Source organism: Phreatobacter aquiterrae (genome assembly GCF_053471285.1).
In genome coordinates this window covers 153,627-170,818 of record NZ_JBJPHW010000008.1, presented here as the reverse complement: position 1 = coordinate 170,818, position 17,192 = coordinate 153,627, and the positions used below count along the sequence as shown (strand labels likewise).

Sequence of the window (17,192 nt, the reverse complement as noted above, 5' to 3'; positions counted from 1 at the left end):
CCCCTCACCCTGTTCTCTCCGGGTCTTCGTCCTCGTATTGCGTCCGAAAGGTCGGGAATGGTCACTGGCGGGACAATAAACTCCCGTATCGGTCTGGGTCTGATTGTCGGTGTGTTGCAGTTCGGCGCACCGCAGCAGGCGCTTGCCTTCAATCCGTTCGGTCTTTTCGGCGAGACCCGGCCCGCGGTCACGGCCAACGCCGTCGCCTACCAGCTCGACATCCAGGGCCTCGGCTCAGACGCGGCCGCCCTCACCGCCGTCCGCGACGTCTCGATCCTCCATCGCCTGCGCAACGAGCCGCCACAGGATGGCGACGAACTCGTTCGCCGCGCCGAGGCTGACCTGCCGCGCATCGTCGATGCCCTCTGGGGCTCCGGTCATTATGCGGCGCGCGCCTCCATCGTCGTCGGCGGCCAGGTCATTGCCCTCGACCGTCCCGCATCCGGTTCGGTGAGGGCGACGATCGACAGCCTGCGGGGCCGCGCCCTGGTGCAGGTCGCGGTCATGGTCGAGCCCGGCCCCCTCTACCGCTTCAGCCGCGTCACCGTTATCGACCAGCGCAGCGAACTGCCCTTCGAACCCGCCGTCCTGCCGCCACGCGTCGTTGCGCTGAATCCGGGTGATCCGGCCCGTACGGCCGATGTCCTTCAGGCAGCCGCCGCCCTCGCCGATCATTTTCGCGATCGGAGCCATCCCTTCGTCAAGGTCGGCCGGCGCGTTCCCGTCATCGACCACCCGACGCAGACTGTCGACCTGACCCTCGTCGTCGATCCCGGCGCGAAGGCCGGCATCGGCGGCATCGGCGTCTCCGGCACGCAGCGGGTGAACCCCGCCGTTGTCCGGTCGTTCATCTATGCCCGGCCCGGCGATCCCTATTCGCGCCGGGCGATGACGGATATCCGCCGCTCGGTGGCGCGCATCGAGGCCATCGGGGGCGTGCGCGTGCGCGAGGGCACGGCCCTCGATTCGCAGGGCGGCGTTCCCGTCGACGTGGAGGTGACCGAACGCCCGCTGCGCGTCCTCGGCGGCTCCGTGCGCTATTCCACGGTGGACGGCCCGGCGCTCAAGGCCTACTGGGCGCACCGCAACCTCTTCGGCGGCGCCGAGCGGCTGCGGATCGACGCCGACCTGTTCTATTTCACCGGCCCGCAGAACTGGCCCGGCGGCTCCAACAAGCCCGGCTTCAACACCGACGATCTCGGCGGGCGCCTGTCGGCGTCCTTCCTGAAACCCGCGCTCTGGGGCACGCGCAACGACCTGCTCGTCGACACCTTCATCCAGCGCGAACTGACCGAGCTCTACACGAGCAATCTCATCAACGCGACGGCCGCCATCCGCCACCGTTTCACCGACAGTTTCAATGTGCGCATCGGCGTCGAGGGGGAGATCGGCCGCTCCACCGATCCGCTCGGCCGCTATGACTACGGCCTCCTCGGCCTGCCCCTCGCGGCCTCCTACGACACCACCGACAAGCCGCTCGATCCCACCCGCGGCGTGCGCGTGAATGCCTCGGTGACGCCCTATCTCGGCTTCGGCGACGCGCCGGACGCCTTCGTCATCAGCCGCATCCAGGCCTCGACCTACTACGCGCTCGACGATGCCGCCCGCACGGTCCTCGCCGGCCGCGTCGCCTTCGGCTCCATCATGGGCGGCTCGCTCGGCGCCATCCCGGCTTCGCGGCGCTTCTATGCCGGCGGCGGCGGCTCGGTGCGCGGCTTCGAGTACAAGAGCCTGGGGCCGCGCAACATGTTCGGCACCGTCACCGGCGGCATGAGCCTGTTCGAGGCCTCCGTCGAGGCCCGCGTGAAGCTCACCGACACCATCGGCGTGGTGCCCTTCTTCGACATGGGACAGGCCTATTCCGGCTCCTTCCCCAATGGCTCGGCGCCCATGCGCTACGCCGCCGGCCTCGGCCTTCGCTATTACACGGCGGTCGGCCCCATCCGTTTCGACGTCGCCGTGCCCCTCGCCCGCCGCCAGGGCGAGAAGCCCTATGCCTTCTACGTCAGTATCGGGCAGGCCTTCTGATGCTGACACGCACCCGCACCCTCGCCCTCCTCGTCCTCGTCGCCGTGCTGGCCATGGCGGCCGTCCTGCTCGCGCCGTCCCGCCCGCGCGCGCAGGAAGACCAGGGCGTCCTCGCCGGCTTCATCTCCCGCACCCTCTCCTCGCCGGGATCGACGGTGAGCATCGGTACGGTCGAGGGTCCGCTCTCTTCCGATGCGATGATCCGCAACGTCACCATCGCCGACCGGCAGGGCGTCTATCTACGCATCGACACCATCCGCCTCGTCTGGCGCCGCGCCGCGCTCCTGTCGCGGCGGCTGGAGATCCAGAACCTCGAGATCGGCAAGGTAGAGCTGCTGCGCAAGCCGATCGCCGATCCCTCCGCGCCGCGGCCGACCGCCGACGGCCCGCTCCTGCCCGAACTGCCCCTGAAGGTCGAGATCGGCAAGTTCGCCATCGCGGAATTCGCTCTGGGAGAACCGGTGCTCGGTGCCGCCGCGCGGTTCTCGGCTGACGGTTCCGCAAGTCTCGGACCGGCGTCTGAGGGTCTCAATGCCGCCTTCGAGGTGCGCCGCCTCGACGCGCCCGGCCTTTCGGCCATCAAGCTGACCTTCGTTCCCTCCAGCCAGCAGCTCGACCTGTCGCTGCAGCACGACGAGCCCGCCGGCGGCATCGCGGCGCGCCTCGCCAACCTGCCTGGCCTTCCGCCGGTCAAGCTCGATGTCGCCGGTTCCGGCCGCCTCGACGACTGGCGCGGCCGCATCGCCTTCGATGCGGGCCCCGACGTCAACGCGCGCGGCGACGCAGTCCTGTCGCGCGACAACCAGATTCGCCGCCTCGGCCTGAAACTCGACGCCCGTATCGAGAGCCTGCTGCCTCCCGCCGTGTCCGCCATCTTTGCCGGGGACACGACGCTTCAGGGCCGCATCGTCTTCGGCGATGACGGCGGCTATGCCATTGAGGGCCTGCGCCTTGGATCGCAGCTCGCTGAACTGACCATCGGCGGCTATCTCACGGCCCGCAACGAGCTCAATGTCTCGGCCCGCGCGCGAGCCCTGCCGACCGCCGAGGGGGCGACGACCCGTGGCTCCACGCGCATCGAGCGCCTCGTCTTCGACGCCACCGCCATGGGCGCCCTGAACGCGCCGCGGGTCGAGGGCAAGCTCGACCTGAAGGGATTTGACGGCCCCAGTGCGAAAATCGGCAGCCTGGCCGCGATGATCTCCGCCGAACCCGAGAGCCCCGGCTCGAAGCGCTACCGCATCATCATGGACGGCCAGGCCGACGGCCTCGCCCTGGCGGATCGGGGCGTGTCGGAGGCCCTCGGCAGCCGCGCCGTCCTGACCCTGCGCGCCGTCGTCGACGAGCAGGCTGTCACCGAGATCTCCGATCTCACGGTAACCTCACCCAACGTGAAGCTCGCCTTCACCGGCCGCACCGGCGCAAAGATCCTCGAGGGGCAGCTTCAGGCCGACATCCTGCGCCTCGCCGCCTTCTCGCGCCTCGCCGGCCGCCCGCTCGCAGGTCAGGGCTATGTCGCCGCTACCCTGTCGGGCGATCCCTCGCAGGCGGTGACCCGTGCCGTCCTCAACGGCCGCGCGACGGAACTCGCCCTCGGCCACCCGGTCGCCGACCGTCTGATCGGCTGGCAGGCGACGCTCGCCGGAACCATCACGCGCCGCCGCGAGGCCCTGACGCTGGAAGGTGTGACGCTCAGTGCCCGGCACGTCACGGCCGGCCTCGACGGCACCACCGGCGACGGGCGCATCGACATGCGCGCCGCCCTCGCCCTGCCCGACCTTGCACAGGTCGACCGCCAGCTTGCGGGCGCCGCCCGTGCCGATGCCCAAGTCACCGGCGATGCCCTCGATCCCACCGTGGCGCTGACGATCGCCGCCCCCAACGCCCGCGCCATGAACCGGCCGGTCCGCGACCTGCGCCTGACCGTCAATGCCCGCACCGTGACGAGCGCGCCGAACATCACCATGGCCGCCAGCGGCGACATCGACGGCAAGCCGCTCACGGCCGACATCGCCGCCAGGGAGGAGGGCCGGTCCTGGGTCCTCGACAGGCTCACGGCGCGCCTCGGCTCGGTCTCGGCCGAAGGTCAGGGCCGGGTCGATGGCGAGAGGCTGGCCACCGGCCGCCTCGCCGTCACGGCCGGCAACCTCGACGATCTTTCGCCGCTGGCGCTCACCCGCCTGTCGGGCAGCCTGCGCGCCACGATCACCGCCGATGCGGCCGGCGGCCGCCAGTCGGTCACGGTCCAGGGCGACGGCCAGCGCCTCGTCCTCGGGACAGCGAGCCTCAACATCCTGCGCGCCGACCTGCGCGCCGACGACCTTTATGGCCGCCCCCGCGTGGACGGGCAGGCGACCGTCGACCGGCTCGTCACGGGTGGAGAGACCGTGGAGCGGATCGAACTCAGGGCGGTGGGTGCGGCGGAGGCGACCGACATCACCCTCGCCGCCCGCGCCCGCGGCTTCGCCCTCGCCGGCGCGGGCCGCCTCGTGCCCGGCACCCCGAACAGGCTCGACCTTGCGTCCTTCACCGCCGCGCGCGCGGGCGCGCGGATCGCCCTCGCCCGCCCCGCCAGCCTCGCCTTCGAAGGCGGAAAGGTCCGCACCGAGCGCCTCGTCGTCACCCTGCAGGGCGGCGAGATCGAGGTTTCCGGCCTGCTGGGATCGGAGCTCGACGTCACTCTCGCAGCGCGGCGCGTGCCGCTGGCGACCCTCGACATCCTGGCCCCCGGCACGGGCCTCAATGGCACGCTCGATGCGCGCGCCACGCTGCGCGGACCGGCCGCCACCCCGCGCGGCCCGTTCGAGGCGACGGTGCGCGGCTTCAGCGCGCCCGCCAGCCGCAGTGCCGGCGTTCCGGCGCTCGACATCACCGCGCGCGGTGAGGCGCGCGGCGAGCGGGCCACGCTCGATGCCCGCATCAACGGCGGCCGCACCATCGCGCTGACCGTGGACGGCTCGCTGCCCCTGACCCCGGCCGGCGCCCTGGATGTGAAGGTGCGCGGCACGCTGGATGCCGCCCTCGCCAATGCCCAGCTCGCCGGCTCCGGTCAGCGTGTCGCCGGCCGCCTCGCCATCGACGGGGCGCTGCGCGGCACACGGACGAGCCCCGACATCCAGGGCACGGCGACGCTGACCGGCGGCTCCTTCTCCGACCCGCTCAACGGCATCGCCTTCACCGCCATCGAGGGGCGGGTGACCGGGCGCGGCGCCGACATCGCCATCGAGCGCCTCACCGCACGGGCGAAGAATGGCGGCACGCTGTCGGTTTCCGGCCGCGTCAATGCCGATCCCCTGCGCGGCTTCCCGGCGGACCTGCGCATCGCCGCACGCAACGCCGAGGTCGTCTCCAGCGACGTCATGCAGATGACCACCAGCCTCGACCTCGCCGTCACCGGGCCGCTGGCCACGACGCCGCGCCTGTCCGGCCGCATGGACGTGACGACCATCGAGGTACGCGTGCCGGACCGCCTGCCCTCAACCGCCGAACCGCTGCGCGACGCCCGCCATGTCGGCGCTCCCGCGCAGACGCGCGTGCGCCTCGCCCAGATCGCCCGCCAGCGCGCCGCCGCGGCCAGCCGGCGCACGGCCCCCTTCAACGCGACGCTCGATGTCGTCGTCGACGCGCCGAGCCGCGTCTTCGTGCGCGGGCGCGGCATCGACGCCGAACTCGGCGGCCAGTTGCGGCTTACCGGCACCACCCGCGACATGCGCGCCAACGGCGCCTTCGAGATGCGGCGCGGCAGGCTCTCGCTGCTCACCCAGCGGCTCGACTTCACCCGGGGGCGCATGACGTTCGGCGGCGGCGATCTCGTCCCCGACCTCGATTTCGTCGCCGAGACACGCGCCACCGGCATCACCGCCTCGGTCGGCATCACCGGACGGGCGAGCGAACCGGAATTCGCACTGACCTCGACCCCCACCCTGCCGCAGGACGAGGTGCTCTCGCGCCTCCTGTTCCAGCGCGCCGCCGGGGGTCTCTCGCCCTTCCAGGCCCTGCAACTCGCCCAGGCCGTCGCCACCCTGTCGGGCAGCGGCGGGCCGGACGCCTTCGAGGCGACGAGAAGGGCGCTCGGCGTCGACAATCTCGACGTGACGACGGGCGCCACGGGTCCGGCCGTCGGCGTCTCGCGGGCCATCAATGATCGCGTGCGGATCGGGGTTCGCACGGGCGCCAAGCCGGAGAACAGCGCGGTCGGTGTCGACATCGACCTGACCCGCCGCATCCGCATCCAGACTGAGATCGGCGCCGACGGCCGCGCCGCCGCCGGCATCGGCGCCGAGATCGAGTACTGATGCGGAAAGGGCGTCGCGGTCTCCCGCGCCGCCCCCTTGTTTCCGGCTCGACTGTCTCAGACGTCGCGACGATGGCCTTCGTCAGAAGTCCATGCCGCCGCCCGGCATGGCCGGGGCCGCCGCTTCCTTCTTCGGCTTTTCGGCGACCATGGCCTCCGTGGTGATCAGCAGGCCGGCAACGGAAGCCGCATCCTGGATCGCCGTGCGCACGACCTTGGTCGGGTCGATGATGCCGAGCTTGAACATGTCGCCATAGGCGTCGCCCTGGGCATCGTAGCCATAGGCGTAGTCACCCTTGTCGGTGACCTTGCCGACAACGATCGAGCCCTCGACGCCGGCGTTCTCGGCGATCTGGCGGATCGGAGCCTCCAGCGCCTTGCGGACGATGTCCACGCCGGTGCGCTGGTCGTCATTGGCGCCCTTCAGCCCCTCCAGCACCTTGGCGGCCCGGAGAAGCGCGACGCCGCCGCCGGGCAGGATGCCTTCCAGCACCGCCGCGCGGGTGGCGTTGAGGGCGTCGTCAACGCGGTCCTTCTTCTCCTTCACCTCGACTTCCGTTGCGCCTCCGACGCGAATGACCGCCACGCCGCCGGCGAGCTTGGCGAGGCGCTCCTGCAGCTTCTCACGGTCGTAGTCGGAGGTGGTCTCCTCGATCTGCGCTCTGATCTGCGCCACGCGGGCCTCGATGTCCTTCTTCGAGCCGGCGCCGTCGACGATGGTGGTGGCCTCCTTCTCGATACGGATCTTCTTCGCCCGGCCGAGCATGTTGAGCGTGACGTTCTCCAGCTTGATGCCGAGGTCTTCCGAGATCGCCGTGCCGCCGGTGAGGATGGCGATGTCCTCGAGCATGGCCTTGCGCCGGTCGCCGAAGCCCGGCGCCTTCACAGCCGCGATCTTCAGGCCGCCGCGCAGCTTGTTGACGACCAGGGTGGCAAGCGCCTCGCCCTCGACATCCTCCGCGACAATCAGCAGCGGCTTGCCGGTCTGCACCACGGCTTCCAGCACCGGCAGCATGGCCTGCAGGCCGGTCAGCTTCTTCTCGTGGATGAGGACGTAGGGGTCCTCCAGCTCGGCCACCATCTTGTCGGCGTTGGTGATGAAGTAGGGCGACAGGTAGCCGCGGTCGAACTGCATGCCCTCGACCACGTCGAGCTCGGTCTCGAGGCTCTTGGCCTCCTCGACCGTGATGACGCCCTCGTTGCCGACCTTCTGCATCGCCTCGGCGATCATCCGGCCGATGGAGGCATCGCCATTGGCGGAAATCGTGCCGACCTGGGCGACCTCGTCGGACTTCGTGACCTTGCGGGAGTTCTTCTCAAGCTCCTTGGTGACCGTATCAACGGCCAGATCGATGCCGCGCTTCAGGTCCATCGGGTTCATGCCGGCGGCCACCGACTTGGCGCCCTCGCGGACGATGGCCTGGGCGAGCACGGTCGCTGTGGTCGTGCCGTCACCGGCGGCATCGTTCTGCTTGGACGCCACCTCGCGGACCATCTGGGCGCCCATGTTCTCGAACTTGTCGGAGAGCTCGATCTCCTTGGCGACGGTGACGCCGTCCTTGGTGATGCGCGGGGCACCGAAGCTCTTCTCGATCACGACGTTGCGGCCCTTCGGGCCCAGCGTCACCTTCACGGCATTGGCCAGTATGTCGACGCCGCGGATCATCTTCTCGCGCGCGTCCTGCGAAAACTTCACGTCTTTCGCAGCCATGGTTCCTCACTCCTTGGATTGAGATGTTGAGGGATGTTGGACGTCGGAAAGGCCCCGCTCAGGCGGCCTTCTTCAGGCTCGCCGAGGTCTCGACGATGCCCATGATGTCGCTCTCCTTCATGATCAGGTAGTCGACACCGTCGATCTTCACCTCGGTGCCCGACCACTTGCCGAAGAGCACGGTGTCGCCGGCCCTCACGTCCAGCGGGACGAGCTCGCCGCGCTCGTTGCGCCCGCCCGGACCGACGGCGATCACCTCGCCTTCCTGCGGCTTCTCCTTGGCGGTATCGGGGATGATGATGCCTCCCCGGGTCTTCTCCTCGGCGTCAATGCGCCTGACGACGACACGGTCATGCAGTGGCCGAAACTTCATGAGTTCCTCCAGATATGGATCATCGCGATTGATGTGGCCGGGACCCGCTGCGAGGGCCGTGGCGAGCGCATCGCCGGGCGCCTACGGCGTCCCGTCCGGGCGATGAGTTAGGAAGCCTTTTTTGGGCTCGCAAGACCCTGTCAGCACTTTTTTCTATCGAGTGCTAACAAGCTGATTTCAATAATGAAATGGAACTTTTGGCTTGCATCGACGCTGATGTTGCGCTGCGATTGCTTGTGTCATCCGGCAAAGGAGGTTCACGCATGGCATCGGCAGATTTCGCCCGCCAGATGGAGGGCTACGGGCTGACCACGGCAGGCATTCTCTACCGTCTGCCCGACCACCCCGCCATCCTCCAGGAATATGTCTGGCAGGCCTATGATCTCGCCCCCCGCTTTCCCGAGTTGAAGCGCTTCCTCGCCTTCTGGCAGGCAAAGCTGGAGGGCAAGCTTTACCGGGTCACGGTGGCGCACAAGGACCTGATCGGGCCGACCGAGATGCGGGCGGTGGGGGCCGAGTTCCGCCTGCACTGAAGCGCGAGAACATCTGCCGTCTGCGTCTTGCCTGCGTCGGCCGACGGAAGCCCGCGAATATGCGGGCGGCGCGCGATATCGCGCAGCCGACAGGATTCCGGGCCGGAATCCTGCCGTTTCCCTGGCCTCTGCCCATGGGTTCGCCGCACGGTTGAGTCGGGGCGCCTTGACTCGCGTGGCTGCTCATCCTTTGATAAGAACATAACAGGAACATACATGACCATGCGACGCGACACTCTCGCGGCGCTGAAGGGGACCCTTGCGCGTATGGAGCGGGGGGTCATGCCCTCGGCGCTGCCGCATTTTTCCCTCGGCCTGCCGGAGTTGGATGGCGCGCTCGGCGGCGGGCTCAGCCGCGCCAGCCTGCATGAGATCTTTGCCGCGAGCCCCGCCCATGGCCCTGCCGCCACCGGCTTCGCCCTGGCGCTCGCCATTTGCGCCACTCCGTCGGCGCCGGTGGTGTGGGTGCGCCAGCGGATGTTCGATCAGGAGTTCGGGCGGCCCTATGGCCATGGCATCGCCGCCCTCGGGCTCGATCCTGGCCGTCTGGTGCTGGTGCGGGCGCGCACTGCGGAGGACGTGCTGAAGGCAGCCCACGAGGCGGCCCAGTGCGCGACCGTCGGCACCGTCCTCGCCGAGATCTGGGGGGCGCCGAAGGTCCTCGACCTGACCGCAAGCCGGCGCCTGTCGCTCGCGGCGGCGGCCAGCGGCGTCACCGTGCTCGTGACACGGGCCGATGCGGTGCCGGCCGCCTCCGCCGCCACCTCGCGCTGGCAGGTCCGCGCCGCCCTTTCGCAGGACAAGCAAGCCGGCCTGCCCGGACTTCCCGCCTTTTCCGTCACCCTGCTGCGCCACAGGGCCGGCATTCCTCCCCGCGACTGGCCCATGGAGTGGGATCGTGAACACCGTCGCTTCCGCGAACGGACGGCGCTACCTGGCCGTCTGGATGCCCTTCCTGCCGACCGAGCGGTTGCGCCGGCTACAGAAGCCCTCCCATGGCCCGTCCAGCCGCCCCTGCCCTTCCGGCGTGCCGGATGACGTCCCGCTCGTGCTCACGGAGAAGGTGGCGGGCGCCCTGCGCATCGCAGCGGTCGACGCACGCGCCCGTAGCCTCGGCCTCCACCCCGGCCAGAAGCTCGCCGATGCCCGCGCCTGCGTACCGGACATCACGGCTCTGGAGCACGATGCCGCGGCAGACCGGCGGTTTCTCGAACGGCTGGCGGACGCGGCCGACCGCTACACGCCGCTCGTCGCCCTGGAGCCCCCCGAGGGGTTCATCCTCGACATTACCGGCTGCGCCCATCTCTTCGGCGGCGAGGCCCTGCTGCGCGAGGATCTCCTGCGCCGCCTCGCCAGCGCCGGCCTGACGGCGCGGGCGACCATCGCCGGAACGCCCGAGGCGGCCTCCGCCCTCGCCCGCCACGGCGCCCGCGCCATCGTCCCGCCGGGCGGCGAGGCGCAGGCCGTCGCGCCCCTGCCCGTCGCGGCGCTCGGCGGCGATCCGGCCATCGTGCTGGCGCTCACCCGCGCCGGGCTGAAAACCATCGGCGACCTTGCCGCCCGGCCGAGCGAGATTCTGGTGGCCCGCTTCGGCGCGGCCCTGGCGACGCGGCTGCGTCGTCTCACCGGCTGGGAGGACGCCCGCCTGACGCCCCGCCGGGCGGTGGCGGCCTGCATGGTCGAGCGCCGCTTTGCCGAACCGGTGGCGCGGCGTGAGGATCTCCTCGCCGCGCTCGGCCTCATCCTCGGCAAGGCGGTCGCGACGCTGGAGGAGCGCGGCGAGGGCGGGCGGCTGTTCGAGGCGAGTGTCTTCCGCACCGATGGCGTCGTCCGGCGCATTGCGGTGGAGACCGGCGAGCCGTCGCGCGACCATGCCGCCCTCATGCGGCTCTTCGCCGAAAAGATGCACCTCCTCGACGACCCCTCCGATCCCGGTTTCGGCTTCGATCTGATCCGCCTGTCGCTGCTGCGCACGGAAGTCCTCGCCCCTCGCCAGGCCCGCCTCGACGGGCGCGGCGAGGCCGACACGGGAACGGTGGCGCTCATCGACCATCTCGTTGCCCGCTTCGGCCGCGACAGCGTGCTGCGCATCATCGACCGGCGCTCCCACATCCCCGAACGCGCCGAGACGGTGCTGCCCGCCATCGCCGTCGGCACCGGGCCGGCCTGGCCAGCCGTGCGCGCCACGCGGCCGCTTTCCCGGCCGCTGCAGCTCTTCGACCCCCCACAGCCGATCGAGACCCTCGCCGAGGTGCCGGACGGGCCGCCGGCCACCTTCCACTGGCGTCGCACCACCCACCAGATCGCCCGCGCCGAAGGGCCCGAGCGCATTGCCGCCGAATGGTGGCGCGACGGGGAAGGTGCGCTCACCCGTGACTATTACTGTCTCGAGGATCGCGACGGCCGGCGGTTCTGGGTGTTCCGCCAGGGCCTCTACGGCACCGAGACGGCGGCTCCCCGCTGGTTCGTCCATGGCCTCTTTGCGTGAGGCGCCCATGGCCTATGCCGAGCTTGCCACCCACACCAATTTCTCCTTCCTGCGCGGCGCGTCCCATGCCCGCGACCTGGTGCTGACCGCGCTGCTGCTCGGCCACACCGGCATCGGCATCGCCGACCGCAACACGGTGGCTGGCGTGGTGCGCGCCTATGCCGTGCTCAAGGAGATCAGAACGGAGGGCCTCATACCGCCGGACAAGGTGCGCGAGGGATCATCGCCCGGCGAGTTCGTCTGGATCGAGAACCCGCAGGCCGAGGCCTTCGGCTTCACCCATGCACAGTTCAAGGCGGCCGCGGAGCGCTTCCAGCTGGCGGTCGGCACCCGCTTCGTCTTTTCCGACGGCGCTCCCGACATCGTCGCCTACCCGGCGAACCGGCGCGGCTGGGCGCGGCTCTGCCGCCTGCTCACCACCGGCAACCTGCGTGGCGGCAAGGGCGAATGCCTTCTCACCCTCGACGATCTCCTCGCCGATACGCGCGACCTCCTGCTGATCGCCATGCCGGACAGCAACATCGAGGCGCTGGCCTCCACGCTGGGCAGACTCGCGGAGGTGGCCGGCGGCTCGGTCTGGCTGGGCGCGACCATGGGCCGGCAGGGCGACGACCGGCGCCGGCTCGCCGCCCTGAAGCGCATCAGCGGGGCGACGGGCGTGCCGCTGATGGCCATCAACGACGTACTCTATCATGCACCCGGCCAGCGCGACCTGCAGGACGTGCTCACCTGCATCCGCGAAGGCGTCACCATCGACGACGCCGGCCTGCTGCTCGAGGCCAATGCCGAGCGGCACCTGAAACCGGCCGCCGAGATGGCGCGGCTCTTTGCGGATTGCCCGGAGGCGATCGCCGAGACGCAGCACCTCTTGGCCCGTGTCGACTTCACCCTCGGCGAACTCAGGTACGAATATCCCGACGAGCCGGTGCCTCCCGGCTGGACGGCCCAGGCCTGGCTTGAGCACATCACCTGGCAAAGGGCGGAGACGCGATATCCGCAGGGCATCCCCGACAAGGTGCGTGACCTGATCCGGCAGGAGTTCGCCCTCATCGCCGAACTCGGCTATGCCCGCTACTTCCTCACCATCGTCGACATCGTCCGCGTCGCGGAGAACAGGGGCATCCTCTGCCAGGGGCGCGGATCGGCAGCCAATTCCGCCGTCTGCTACGCGCTCGGCATCACCGCCGTGGACCCGGCCGAGCACGACGTCCTCTTCGCGCGCTTCATCTCCTCGGAGCGCCGCGAGCCTCCCGACATCGACGTCGATTTCGAGCATGAGCGGCGCGAGGAGATCATCCAGCACATCTACGGGCGCTATGGCCGCGAGCGCGCCGGCATCGCCGCCACCGTCATCAGCTACCGGCCGCGCAGCGCCATCCGCGAGGTCGGCAAGGCGCTTGGTCTCACCGAGGACGTCACCGGCCGCCTCGCCGGCATGGTCTGGGGCAGCTGGGGCACCGAGATCGGCGACAGCTACATCCGCTCCGCCGGCCTAGACCCGCAGAACCCCGCCATCCGCCGGGCGGTCGATCTCGCCACCCGCCTGCTCGGCTTTCCACGGCATCTCTCCCAGCATGTCGGCGGGTTCGTGCTTGCCCGCGGCCGGCTCGACGAAATGGTGCCCATCGGACATGCAGCCATGGAGGACCGCACCTTCATCGAATGGGACAAGGACGACATCGGCACGCTCGAACTGATGAAGGTCGACGTGCTGGCCCTCGGCATGCTCACCTGCATCCGCAAGGCCTTCGACCTCATCCGCGCGCACGAGGGCGAGGATCTCGACCTGGCCACGGTCCCGCAGGCGGATGCGCGCGTCTACGACATGCTCTGCCGGGGCGATTCCATCGGCGTCTTCCAGGTCGAGAGCCGGGCGCAGATCAACATGCTGCCGCGCCTGAAGCCGCGCGAATTCTACGATCTGGTCATCCAGGTCGCCATCGTCCGCCCCGGTCCCATCGAGGGCGACATGGTGCATCCCTATCTGCGCCGCCGCAGCGGCATCGAGCCGGTAAGCTATCCCTCGCCCGCACCCGGGCATGGGTCGCCCGACGAACTCTACCAGGTGCTGCGCAAGACCTATGGCGTACCGCTGTTCCAGGAGCAGGCCATGCGCCTCGCCATGGTGGCGGCGAAATTCACCGCCGACGAGGCCAACGGCCTGCGCCGCGCCATGGCGACCTTCCGCAATGTCGGCACCATGCATCGCTTCGAGACGCTGATGGTCAGCCGCATGGTGGCGCGCGGCTATGATCCGGCCTTCGCCCAGCGCTGCTTCGACCAGATCAAGGGCTTCGGCAGCTACGGCTTTCCCGAGAGCCACGCCGCCTCCTTCGCCAAGCTCGTCTACATCTCCTCCTGGATCAAATGCCACCATCCCGCGATCTTCGCCTGCGCCCTGCTCAACTCCCAGCCGATGGGATTCTACGCACCGGCCCAGATCGTCAGGGACGCGCGCGACCACGGCGTCGAGGTTCGCGCCGTCGATGTGAATGCGAGCGACTGGGACAACAGCCTCGAGCGCGAGGAGGGGGCCGCGCCGCTCGCCCTCCGCCTCGGCTTCCGCCAGTTGGACGGCTTCCACGAGGCCTGGGCGGAGCGCCTCGTCGCGGCCCGCGGGCGCCCCTTCACCGACATCGAAGATGTCGCACGGCGCTGCGCCCTGCCCGCCCGCGCGCTGCACATCCTCGCCGACGCGGACGCCTTCCGCTCCATCGGCCTCGACCGGCGCGAGGCGCTCTGGGCCGTTCGGCGGCTGCCCGACGACCGGCCACTGCCGCTCTTCGCCGCAGCCGACGCCCGCGAGCTTGGCGAAGAGGCCGAGGCCCGGCTTCCCGCCATGCCGCTCTCCGAGCACGTCGTCGCCGACTACCAGACGGTGCGCCTGTCGCTGAAGGCCCACCCGATGCAATTCCTGCGCGACCGCCTGAGGGCGGAGGGCATCGCCACCTGCGCCGAGATATCAGCCGGGCAGAACCACCAGCGCGGCCGCATCGCCGGCGTCGTGCTGGTGCGCCAGCGGCCGGGCAAGGGCACCGCCATCTTCATCACTCTGGAGGACGAGACCGGCATCACCAATGTCGTGCTCTGGGCCCGCCGCATGGAGCGCTTCCGCCGGGCGATCATGGGGGCGCGGCTGCTGGTCGTCGACGGCATCATCCAGAAGAGCCCCGAGGGCGTCGTCCACCTCATGGCCGAGACCATCATCGACCGCACGGCGGACCTGCAACTGCTGTCGGAGGATTCCATGCGGGCGACGCTGGCCCGCGCCGACGAGGTCGCCCGGCCGCAATATCCGCGGACAGGCGGCCGTCACCCGCGCGACGTCAGGATCCTGCCGAAGTCACGCGACTTCCACTGAGCGCGCCGGCTGCGCGTCGACCGAGGGCACGTCGAAGCCGTGCGGCGCCTCGCCGCGACGCCAGATGTCGACCATCGTCTCGTAGGCACGGCCGAGATGCTCGGCGAACCGGGCCGGATCGAACAGCGGAACGCTCTCGCGGTTGCGCAGCAGCGTCTCGCGCAGCCCGGCCGCCATTCCCGGATCGTTGCCGATGGCGATGGCTTTGGCCTTGTACTCGTCGAAGCTGGCGGCGATGAGCTGCTCCATGCCCGCCGCCCTGAGGATGCTGCCCGAGACCCGCGAGACGAAGCTGCGGCCGGACAGCGCCAGCAGCGGCGCACCCATCCAGAGCGCGTCGCTGGCCGTTGTGTGCGAGCCGACCGGATAGGTGTCGAGGGCGAGGTCGACAAGGTTGTAGCGCGCGAGGTGATAGGCATTGTCCATCACCGGGCCGAAGACGAGCCGCGACGGGTCGACCCCATGAGCCTCGGCCCGCGCCCTCAGGCGCTCGCCGATCGAGGGATCCTTCGACAGGAGCCAGAGCACCGAGCCCGGAACCGCCTTCAGGATGTCCATCCAGGCGGCGAACAGCGTGCCACCAACCTTGTAGACATGGTTGAAGGACGCGAAGACGAAACCCGTCTCCGGCAGCCCCACCATCTCGCGGGTCGGCGGCTCTACGACGTCGCGGTTGCGCCGGTTCGGCTGGTAGGAATCCGGCAGCCTCGCCACGGCCTCCGAGTAGCCGGCCTCGGCTCCCTCGGGGATGATGAAGGGGTCGGCGATGATGTAGTCGGCCTCCGCGAGGCCGTAGGTGCCGGGATAGCCCAGCCAGTTCACCTGGATGGGGGCCGCCCGGTACTTGAGAAGGCTGAGCCGGGAGCCGCCCGTATAGCCCTTGAGGTCGACGAGCACGTGGATGCCGTCGCTCCGGATGAGGCTGGCGGTTTCCGTCTCCGTGAGCATGGTCACATCGGCGAAGCGGTCGACGGCAGCCTTGAGGCGAACGCGCTCGGCGTCCTCGGCAAAGGCGTCGTAGGAATAGGCGACGACCTCGAAGCGGCTGCGATCGGTGCTCTCGAGCGCCTCGGTCAGCAGCTTCAGCGTCGCGTGGTTGTGGAAATCGTTGGAGTAGTAGCCGACACGCAGCCGCTCGCCCCGCTCCGGCGGCAAGGGCAGCGGCACGGCCAGCGGCTCGCTCGGCCCCGGCAGGGTGCGTCCGCGCCGCTCCGAGGCGATGCGCTGGATGGCCGGATCGTCGGTCATGGCGAGCACCATGAACGGCGAGAGGCCGGCCCTGGTGATGGTCTCCTCAAGCGGTTCGAGCGAGGCCAGAATCTCGTCGGCGAGATCCATCTCGACCACGTGCGACGCCGCATGGGCGATGGTGGACAGAAGCGCGCTGTGCTGCGGCAGGCGCTCGCGCACGATGCGGCCGAGATCGACGACCTGCTGATGGGCGCTGGCGTCGAACAGGAGGTCGATCAGCCGCGTCAACACATCCAGCCGCGCGCCGGTGGCGGCGGCGAGCGCCGCCTGCGCCTGGGCGGCGCCGAGTTTGTCCTCGGACGCCATCAGCGCCATGATCTTGAACATCGAGGCCCAGCGGTCATCGGGTACAAGGGCCAGCGCGACGTCGGCGCCTGCCACGGCCTCGCGGTTGCGCCCCGCCTGCACGTGCTGGCCGACCTCGTAGAGATGCAGGAGCGAACTCAGGTCCTCGAGCCGCATGCCGAGCGCGAAGGACGCCTCGTTCGCGACGCCGGAACTGGCGAAAACCGGACCCAACGGCAGCCAGACATGAGCCTCGGGGTCGCTGGCAAGGGCCTTCTGCGCCAGCAGCAGCGCGCCATCGAAGTCGCCCCGCGCCATGGCGATCATCATGCTGACCGCATCGATCTTCGGATGACTGGTCATGCGCGAGAGGTGGGCGACGATCGGCTCCGCGCTTTCGATATTGCCGGCGCGGACCATGCACCATGCGAAGCTCAGAAAGGCATCGGCGCGGCTGGAGTCGGCCCGGGCGAGCGACAGCCAGAGCTGGCTCGCCGCCATCAGGTCGCCGCGCGAGAGATGGGCGGCCGCCAGCGCGTTGATCGTCTCCGGATCGGAGCTGCCGGCGTGCCGTGCGATGACATCGGACGCCGCGTCCTGCACGCCCGAGGCGCGCATCGCGAGGTCGCGATGGGCCGCCACCTCCGGCTGGGCGAGCCCGAGCTGGCGACCGATGCGCAGGGCGATCGACGCTTCACCGCGCAGCAGGGCGGCCTCCGCCGACTGCGTCGCATAATCGACGGCGTGCTTGAGGGTGCGCTCGTCGAGCGGCCGGGTCCATTCCAGTGCGCGGGCCATGGCGGTCTCCGTCGACGCATGAGTGAGGCCGCGGGTCCGCGTCCTGTCCTGGCCGCACTGTTGGCAAAGA

General features: G+C 70.0%; 9 protein-coding genes. 6 read left to right on the top strand and 3 right to left on the bottom strand.

The window, feature by feature from the left end; translation table 11 throughout:
• The first annotated feature begins 111 nt into the window (after nt 1–111).
• Nucleotides 112–2,028 carry an autotransporter assembly complex protein TamA gene (locus ACJ4V0_RS13950; RefSeq protein ID WP_448300192.1) on the top strand — a complete coding sequence of 639 codons (1,917 nt, stop codon included), beginning with the start codon at nt 112–114 and terminating at the stop codon, nt 2,026–2,028.
• The gene (locus ACJ4V0_RS13945) at nt 2,028–6,323 is read left to right on the top strand and encodes a translocation/assembly module TamB domain-containing protein (RefSeq protein WP_448300191.1); all 4,296 of its coding nucleotides are present in this window, start codon (nt 2,028–2,030) and stop codon (nt 6,321–6,323) included. Before ACJ4V0_RS13950 ends, ACJ4V0_RS13945 begins: the two co-directional genes overlap by 1 nt.
• 81 nt (nt 6,324–6,404) lie before the next feature.
• Here ACJ4V0_RS13945 and groL read toward each other — a convergent pair whose 3' ends face one another.
• Together groL and groES are read right to left on the bottom strand one after the other, a co-directional pair.
• Complete coding sequence (gene groL, locus ACJ4V0_RS13940; protein ID WP_448300190.1) at nt 6,405–8,033, bottom strand: chaperonin GroEL; 1,629 nt, start codon at nt 8,031–8,033, stop codon at nt 6,405–6,407.
• A gap of 58 nt (nt 8,034–8,091) precedes the next feature.
• The gene (groES, locus tag ACJ4V0_RS13935; RefSeq protein ID WP_448300189.1) at nt 8,092–8,406 is read right to left on the bottom strand and encodes a co-chaperone GroES; all 315 of its coding nucleotides are present in this window, start codon (nt 8,404–8,406) and stop codon (nt 8,092–8,094) included.
• A 263-nt stretch (nt 8,407–8,669) separates the two neighbouring features.
• On the opposite strand from groES, the gene ACJ4V0_RS13930 reads away from it, so the two are divergent.
• The 4 genes from ACJ4V0_RS13930 (at nt 8,670) to ACJ4V0_RS13915 (ending at nt 14,788) form a co-directional block, all read left to right on the top strand.
• Nucleotides 8,670–8,939 (top strand): usg protein, encoded by a 270-nt coding sequence (locus ACJ4V0_RS13930; protein ID WP_448300188.1) that lies wholly within the window; start codon nt 8,670–8,672, stop codon nt 8,937–8,939.
• A 216-nt stretch (nt 8,940–9,155) separates the two neighbouring features.
• Entirely contained in the window at nt 9,156–9,977 is an 822-nt protein-coding gene (locus ACJ4V0_RS13925) for an ImuA family protein (RefSeq protein WP_448300187.1), read from the top strand.
• Complete coding sequence (locus ACJ4V0_RS13920; RefSeq protein WP_448300242.1) at nt 9,886–11,427, top strand: Y-family DNA polymerase; 1,542 nt, start codon at nt 9,886–9,888, stop codon at nt 11,425–11,427. The genes ACJ4V0_RS13925 and ACJ4V0_RS13920 overlap by 92 nt, the downstream gene beginning before the upstream one ends.
• Before the next feature lie 7 nt (nt 11,428–11,434).
• Nucleotides 11,435–14,788: an error-prone DNA polymerase gene (locus ACJ4V0_RS13915; protein ID WP_448300186.1), complete on the top strand. Its 3,354-nt coding sequence runs from the start codon at nt 11,435–11,437 to the stop codon at nt 14,786–14,788.
• Here the strand turns inward: ACJ4V0_RS13915 and ACJ4V0_RS13910 are convergent.
• Nucleotides 14,771–17,122 (bottom strand): O-linked N-acetylglucosamine transferase family protein, encoded by a 2,352-nt coding sequence (locus ACJ4V0_RS13910; RefSeq protein WP_448300185.1) that lies wholly within the window; start codon nt 17,120–17,122, stop codon nt 14,771–14,773. The two genes, ACJ4V0_RS13915 and ACJ4V0_RS13910, sit on opposite strands and share 18 nt — an antisense overlap.
• Nucleotides 17,123–17,192 lie beyond the last annotated feature (70 nt).